Origin of the sequence: Mycobacterium sp., assembly GCF_052144515.1 — a bacterium.
GTDB lineage: Bacteria > Actinomycetota > Actinomycetes > Mycobacteriales > Mycobacteriaceae > Mycobacterium.
Genome location: NZ_JBKQQD010000256.1, coordinates 1 through 7704 on the forward strand (window position 1 = coordinate 1; position 7704 = coordinate 7704).

Genomic DNA, 7704 nt, shown 5'->3' on the forward strand with positions numbered 1-7704 from the left:
GCGCTTCGACGCGGCGATCCGACGCGCCCGCGCACACCGCGTCACACGCGCTGAAGATTTTTAGGTGCAAGGCCTAGCTGAATCTCAGCGCTCCGCGCTGCGGTGCAGGAGCGCCGGCGGCGGGAGCGAGGTCCAGCCGCCCGCCATCGTCGCCGAGCTACCAGGCCATAGCTTTGAGGCTGACTTGCACACAACTGGGGCATCGCGTCGGACAGGGCCTGCACCGGCGCCTTCCGCTACGTGCACGTTCCACCGCGGCTCAGCGAGCCGCGTCAGCCACTCACCTGCAGCGGAAGCGAGAACACTCCAGGCCCGCCACTCACCACAAACACCCAACGGCCATTCACCGGCAGCCTCACCTCGACGTCGAAGAAAGCGAATCCGATTTCGCCGCCGGCCGCGGCTTCTGGCAGCTCGTACTCGACGACGAGCGGATCGTCATCCCTCGGAGGCATGATCTCTACCTCCACACGCCCGACCGGACTATCAGTCTCAGCCTGGGTCAGCACCACCAGCACAAACCGGACCTGCCGGTCAGACCCGACCATAAACCCGGACAGCACACCGCCCGACACGCTGAGCTTGTTCCCCACCACCGGCCCTCAACAACGGTCGAGGAGATACGACGCCGATCGCGGAAGGTTTGACCGCCAACCCCCCGGCCCGCGCCACTTCGTCCACCATCACCGGCGCGGGCCCCCTGCTGTACTTCGCTCCCCTCTTCGCCGCTTTGGGTGCGCCACATGCGCTTTCACCTTGCGCCGTGCGCGCTTTTCGCCGCCCCGGTCACGCCGAGTCCTTCGGTACCACCGATTTGTCGGACCCCTCACCTACAGTCGCTGCTGTGTTCGTCGTCGGCGGGACCATCGTCTACAGCGCGTCAGATCTTGCCGCTGCCGCCCGATGCGAGTACGCCCTGTTGCGGGCTTTCGACGCGAAACTGGGCCGAGGCCCCGCCGTTTCCGCGGACGACGCGTTGCTCGCGCGAACCGTCGTCCTCGGTAACCAGCACGAACGACGCCGGCTCAACCAACTGCGCGACGAGTTCGGGGATGCAGTCGCTGTCATCGGCCGTCCGGCATACACCCTCGCCGGGCTGACGGCCGCCGCCGAGGCGACCCAGCATGCCATCGTCAACCGCGCCCCGGTGGTGTATCAGGCCGCGATGTTCGACGGCCGTTTCGTCGGGTTCGCCGACTTTCTGGTACTCGACGGCGAGCACTATCGGGTCGCTGACACCAAGCTGGCCCGCTCGCCCAAAGTCACCGCGTTGTTGCAACTGGCGGCCTATGCCGACGCGCTGGCCGGCTCGGGCGTCCCAGTCGCGCCGGAGGCCGAGTTGCAGCTGGGCGACGGCACCGTCGTGCGCTACCGTGTCGGCGACCTGATCCCCGTCTACCGCTCCCAGCGCACGCAATTGCAGCGGCTGCTCGACGACCACTACGCCGCGGGCACCGCGGTGCGCTGGGAAGACCAGGGAGTGCGGGCATGTTTTCGTTGTCCGTTGTGCACCGAACAGTTGCGTGCGACTGACGATCTGCTGTTGGTCGCCGGCATGCGAGTCAGCCAGCGGGACAAGCTACTTGACGCCGGGATCACCACGATCGGCGAACTGGCCGGCCATACCGAACCAGTGCCAGACCTGGCATCCGGCCCGCTCGGCAAATTGACCGCGCAGGCTAAACTGCAAGTCCGCCAACGCGAAACCGCCATTCCGCAGTTCGAGATCGTCGACCCGCAGCCGCTGACACTGTTACCCGAGCCGGACCCCGGTGACCTGTTCTTCGACTTCGAAGGTGATCCACTGTGGACCGCCGACGGCCACGAGTGGGGTCTGGAATATCTGTTCGGCGTCTTGGAAGCCGGGCCGGCAGACACCTTTCGACCGCTGTGGGCGCATAACCGGGTGGACGAACGAAAGGCCCTGACTGATTTCCTGGCAATGGTGGCCAAGCGCCGCAAGCGTCGCCCCAACATGCACATCTACCATTACGCACCGTACGAGAAGACCGCGTTATTGCGGCTTGCCGGACGGTACGGAGTCGGTGAGGACGAGGTCGACGAACTATTGCGTAGCGGGACGCTGGTCGACCTGTATCCATTGGTGCGCAAGAGCATTCGGGTGGGCGCGGAGTCGTTCAGCCTCAAGGCGCTAGAACCGCTATACATGGGGGCGCAGCTGCGCGTTGGCGACGTCACCACGGCCACCGACTCGATCACCTCCTACGCCCGGTACTGCGAACTGCAGGCCGCTGGCCGCTTCGATGATGCCGCATCCGTCCTCAAGGAGATCGAGGACTACAACCACTACGACTGCCTGTCGACTCGCGAATTGCGCAACTGGCTGATGCTGCGCGCCTATGAATCTGGCGTGGTACCGATTGGCGCCCAACCAGTTCCCGAAGGCAACACCGTCGAAGACCATGACCAACTGGCAGTGGCGTTGTCGACGTTCACCGGCGATGGGGCCGTCGGCGGCCGCACGCCCGAGCAGACGGCTGTGGCGCTGGTGGCCGCGGCGCGCGGCTATCACCGGCGAGAGGACAAACCGTTCTGGTGGGCGCATTTCGACCGGCTGAACTTTCCCGTCGACGAGTGGGCGGATAACACCGACGTCTTCGTTGCCGACGATGTGTCGGTCAGCGTCGATTGGCATACGCCTCCTCGCGCTCGTAAGCCGCAGCGACGGGTGCAGCTGCGCGGTGAGCTGGCACGCGGTGACCTGATGACGAACGTGTTTGCGCTCTACGAACCCCCGGCTCCGCGGGGTATGACAGACAACCCCGACCGGCGAGCGGCCGGACGGGCCGTGGTTGTCGAGGCCGATGATCTGACGGCACCCACCGAAGTGGTTATCATTGAGCGAGTTGGCAGTGACGGCAACACATTTCACCAGTTGCCGTTCGCGCTCACCCCCGGACCACCCGTTCCGACAACAGCACTGCGGGACTCGATCGAATCGACTGCTGCTGCCGTGGCCGCCGGGTTTCCGCAACTACCCCACACCGCCGTGGTCGACATCCTGCTGCGCCGTGCGCCCCGCACCCGCAGCGGCACTCCGCTGCCGCGCGGCACCGACACCGTCGCCGACATCACGGCTGCGGCACTGGATCTGGACTCGTCGTACCTGGCGGTGCACGGACCGCCGGGGACCGGCAAGACGCACACCGCCGCGCGCGTGATCACACAGTTGGTCACCAACCACGCCTGGCGCATCGGCGTTGTCGCGCAATCGCACGCCGCGGTGGAGAACCTGCTGGATGGTGTAATCACAGCCGGCCTGGATCCGGGGCGCGTCGCGAAGAAACGGCATGACCACAACGCCCCGCGCTGGCAGGAAATCGACGGGAACGATTACCCCGCATTCATTTCCGACACCGCAGGATGCGTGATCGGCGGTACGGCATGGGATTTCGCCAATGACAATCGGGTGCCCCGGGGCAGCCTGGATCTGCTGGTGATCGACGAGGCGGGCCAGTTCTGTTTGGCCAATACCATCGCCGTGGCACTGGCGGCCGCGAATCTGTTGCTGCTCGGGGATCCACAGCAGCTGCCACAGGTCAGTCAGGGCACTCATCCTGAACCGGTCGACAGTTCCGCGCTGGATTGGCTGGTTGACGGTCAACGCACGCTGCCCGATGAACGCGGCTACTTCCTGGACCGCTCGTACCGGATGCACCCGGCGGTCTGCGCCGCGGTCTCCACGCTGTCCTACGAGGGCAGACTACATTCCGACACCGAGTGCACCGGCGCGCGCCAACTCGACGGGTATCAGCCCGGCGTGCACGTGATTACCGTTTACCACCAAGGCAACTCGACCGGGAGCCCAGAAGAGGCCGACGCGATCGTCACCGAGATCGGGCAGCTGCTCGGCACGTCGTGGACCGACGAGTACGGCACCCGGCCGTTGGCCGCCTCCGATGTGCTGGTACTGGCACCCTACAACGCCCAGGTGGCGCTGGTGCGTCAGCGACTTTCGTCCGCCGGGCTCGACGGGGTCCGGGTTGGAACGGTCGACAAGTTCCAGGGCGGACAGGCGCCAGTGGCCTTCATCTCGATGACGGCCTCGTCTGTTGATATGGTGCCACGCGGAATCTCATTCCTGCTCAACAGGAATCGACTCAACGTGGCCGTCAGCCGAGCACAGTATGCAGCGATGATCGTACGCTCGGAAATGCTGACCGAGTATCTGCCCGCCACGCCTGCCGGCCTGATCGACCTGGGTGCGTTTTTGGCGCTAACGTCGGCCGGTTCGCGATGAAACGAGAGAGTGCCATGAGCTCTCGCAGCCCCGCCAAACTGTGCTCAACGGTGCTGCGGTGCACCTGGCGACCACTGTTCGGCGCTCAACGGCGCTCAGCCCTGTCGACGGTCACCACACCCCGGGAACCGCCGAGACCCGTCGGCGACAAAGGCGATGACTCGACGGCACCTCGGATGCACCGGTGACCCATCCAAGATCAGCGAAACACAATGGTGTAGCAGTGAGCGGCAACGGCGCTGCGCCAGCACAACCGATCCAAACGAATCAAGCCGACACCGGGCTCATGTGGTTATCGGCTTGGTACGTGGCCTACGACGTGAGTTCGCGTTCAGGCCCATGGCAACAAAATCCAGACGCCACAGCGACTGAAACAGCTTGCGGCCGAAGTTCTCCAGCTCGGCGACACCGGTTCGCCGCGATCCCCCGCTCTGCGCCACGCCCGCGGCGATCTCCCGGATGGTGCGACGGCCATCGATGTGCTCGACGAAGGGCAGCTGGGCCGCGCTGAGATTCATACGCCAATCCGGCCGAAAAATCTCGGTGCCGGACAGACCGCAGCGCATGCGGAACGTCGGCACATAATCGAGGCACCCCTCCGTCGAAAAATCAATGGTGTAGCTCGCTTACGGCCGGTCCTCACGGCACGCTATGAAAAAATGGCAGCCGCTGAATATGTGGACACGCTCCATCACGGACCAGAGTGTGCGCTCAGGCAATGCCTTCACCGCCTGAGAGGCCGCGGTCCCCGGCGCATACGCATCGTGCGGGTAATATGGCGTATTAAGGAGCCATCCCTGAAATGCGAGTCCGGCCGAGGTGACGAGATCGATACAGTCATCGACGCTATAGCTACGGTCGCGACCATGCAGAAATGTATCCACCACGGCGCCATCGTATTTCAATTCACCCCCCTCTATCCTGAGATAGCTTTGAATAGGGTGATTCGCCGGTAGCACCGAGACCGTCTCTTTGACGATGTGGACCGAGGCCTCGTCCTGACTCAGCCCCATGTCACGAAACACCGATTGCAGCATTTCGACCCCGACTCGGCCGTACTTTGCGTAGAGCGTCAAACCGATAGCCCCGTCGCGGCGCAGACAGCCAGCGAGCGCTTTCATGCCGATCAGCGGATCCGTCCAGTGATGTAGCACGCCGGTCGACACGATGAGGTCGAAGTCGAGCCCCAGCGTCGGCAGCTCTTCGATCGGAAGCAGATGCAATTCCAGGTTGCTCAGCCCGTGTTTGTCTTTCAGATATTGCTGATGTTGCAGCGACGGCTGGCTGATATCGACCGCCACCACTTTCGCGGCAGGGTTGCGGTATGCGAAGACTGCAGCCTGGTTGGTGCCGCAACCCGCAATGAGAATGTCAAGGTCGGGCTTGTATTCCCGGTCGGGCCATAAGACCTCGTGGAAACGCGATGGGTCGTACCAATGCCAAATGTTGTTGTCTAGCCCGTCGAGGTCGTATATAGGCCGTGGGTACCTCCACCGCTCGTACTGGCGTGAGACGACATCTGCGCGCGGATCGTTCTTCACTGCAGCGCTGGCTCCTTTGTGGTCAGCCGTTGATCCAGGGTCGCTGGCTGGCTGAGACTATCCCAGATCCCCCCTCTTCCACGGCAGGATTATGGGCTACCCCAATCTCGGGACGCAAGGAACCGACGGCCCCGACGTTGCCGCGGCGTGTCGGCTCTCGGTGTCGACGAGACGGCGTTTGTACTTCGACGTAGTCGAAGGTGTTGGCCGACAGGTTGATTACCCGACCCGCGAACGCAACCGCTGCAGTCGGAGTCGCCGCGGTGCGTCGGATCGTTTGCCGGTGAGGCGGGCGGTAGCCCATAATCCTCCCGGCGGATGAGGGCGGACTACGGGTCTGCGATCCTCGACTGACAGTTGACCGGGAGGGAACCACATCTGAAGTGAAGGACGATCCGCGCGCCGATGTCGTGTCCCGTCAGTACGAGCGGTGGAGGTACCCGCGCCCTATACAGGACCTCGAGGCATGGGCCGCTGGTGTCGGCAATTGGCAATGGTACGACCCCGTCCATGCACACCGGGTGTTATGGCCGGATCGGGAATACAAACCCGACCTTGACATTCTTATTGCCGGTTGCGGCACCAACCAGGCCGCAATTTTTGCGTACACGAACCCGGCTGCGAAAGTGGTGGCGGTCGATATCAGCCAGCCGTCACTGGACCATCAGCAATATCTGAAAGACAAACACGGGCTGACCAACCTGGAGTGCCATCTGCTGCCGATCGAAGAGCTGCCGACGCTGGGACTCGACTTCGACCTCATCGTGTCGACCGGGGTTTTGCATCACTTGGCAAGCCCGTCGGCAGGCCTGGAAGCACTCAAGAGCTGCCTGCGCCGGGACGGCGCTATGGGTCTTATGCTTTATGCGAAGTACGGCCGAATCGGTATCGAAGTCTTGCAATCGGTGTTTCGTGACTTGGGGCTGCGGCAAGATGATGCATCGGTTCAAATTGTCAAAGAGACGATCGCGGTGCTGCCCCAGTATCACCCTGGCCATAGGCCGATCAAAAGATCCGGGGATGAATTTCAGTCCGATGCCGGCCTGGTGGACGCATTTCTGCACGGTCGCGAGCGTAGTTACACCGTTGACGATTGTGTTGATCTTGTCACCTCGGCCGGGCTCGTGTTCCAGGGCTGGCTGCTTAAGGCGCCGTATTACGCGCACGATTGGTTTGCACCGGCGGGCGAGTTGTATTCAGCTCTGAACACGTTGCCGGAGGCTCAGCTCTGGTCGGTGATGGAACGAGTCCAGATATTCAACACGTGCCATTTCTTCATGGCGTGTCGCCCCGAGCGGCCGACGGAGAGCTACACCATTGATTTTTCGGCGGAGGGCTCCCGCGATTATGTTCCGCTGATGCGAAAAGGTTGCGGTCTGTCCGGCGCCGAGATTTTCCGGCGGGATTGGCGTATGGGTCTCAACTCGGCCCAGTTGCCCTTCGTGCAGCACGTCGACGGCCGTCGCACCATCCGGGAGATCGCTGAGTGCGTGGCGCAAAGTGGGGCGCGGCGAGGTGATGTGGCTGACTTGGAGAGTTTCGGCCGCAAGCTGTTTCAGTCGTTGTGGCGTCTCGATTTTGTTGCGATGGGCCTGCCGCGCGCGTGACGCGCGGCTGCGACGCCCAACACCGTCGGGCCCGTGCACGCGGTACCCCGGGTACCGGCTAACCTCGACGTGAGCCAACGCGAGGGAGAGTGCTCATGGACGGGTTCGCCGGCAAGGTCGCCGTGGTTACCGGCGCGGGTTCGGGTATCGGGCAGGCGCTGGCCATCGAGCTGGCCCGCTCGGGCGCCAAGGTGGCGATCAGCGACGTCAACACCGAAGGGCTGGCCGACACCGAGCAACAGCTCAAGGCGATCGGTGCAGAGGTCAAGGCGGACCGGCTCGACGTGACCGAACG

General features: G+C 63.5%; 4 protein-coding genes and 1 pseudogene. 3 read left to right on the forward strand and 2 right to left on the reverse strand.

Features of this window, described 5'->3' with window-relative positions:
* Window positions 1-272 precede the first annotated feature (272 nt).
* Window positions 273-596 (reverse strand): hypothetical protein, encoded by a 324-nt coding sequence (locus tag ACLP9N_RS17185; RefSeq protein ID WP_442408548.1) that lies wholly within the window; start codon window positions 594-596, stop codon window positions 273-275.
* Window positions 597-844: 248 nt separating this feature from the next.
* Here ACLP9N_RS17185 and ACLP9N_RS17190 point away from each other — a divergent pair, with 248 nt between their 5' ends.
* On the forward strand, window positions 845-4261 hold the full coding sequence (locus ACLP9N_RS17190; protein ID WP_442408551.1) for a TM0106 family RecB-like putative nuclease: 3417 nt from the start codon (window positions 845-847) through the stop codon (window positions 4259-4261).
* Window positions 4262-4545: 284 nt separating this feature from the next.
* Here ACLP9N_RS17190 and ACLP9N_RS17195 read toward each other — a convergent pair.
* A pseudogene (locus tag ACLP9N_RS17195) lies at window positions 4546-5802 on the reverse strand (class I SAM-dependent methyltransferase).
* 383 nt (window positions 5803-6185) lie between these two features.
* Here ACLP9N_RS17195 and ACLP9N_RS17200 point away from each other — a divergent pair.
* Window positions 6186-7409 carry a class I SAM-dependent methyltransferase gene (locus ACLP9N_RS17200; protein WP_442408549.1) on the forward strand — a complete coding sequence of 408 codons (1224 nt, stop codon included), beginning with the start codon at window positions 6186-6188 and terminating at the stop codon, window positions 7407-7409.
* Window positions 7410-7504: 95 nt separating this feature from the next.
* Window positions 7505-7704: SDR family NAD(P)-dependent oxidoreductase (locus ACLP9N_RS17205; protein WP_442408550.1), on the forward strand; the 200-nt coding region annotated here is incomplete at its 3' end.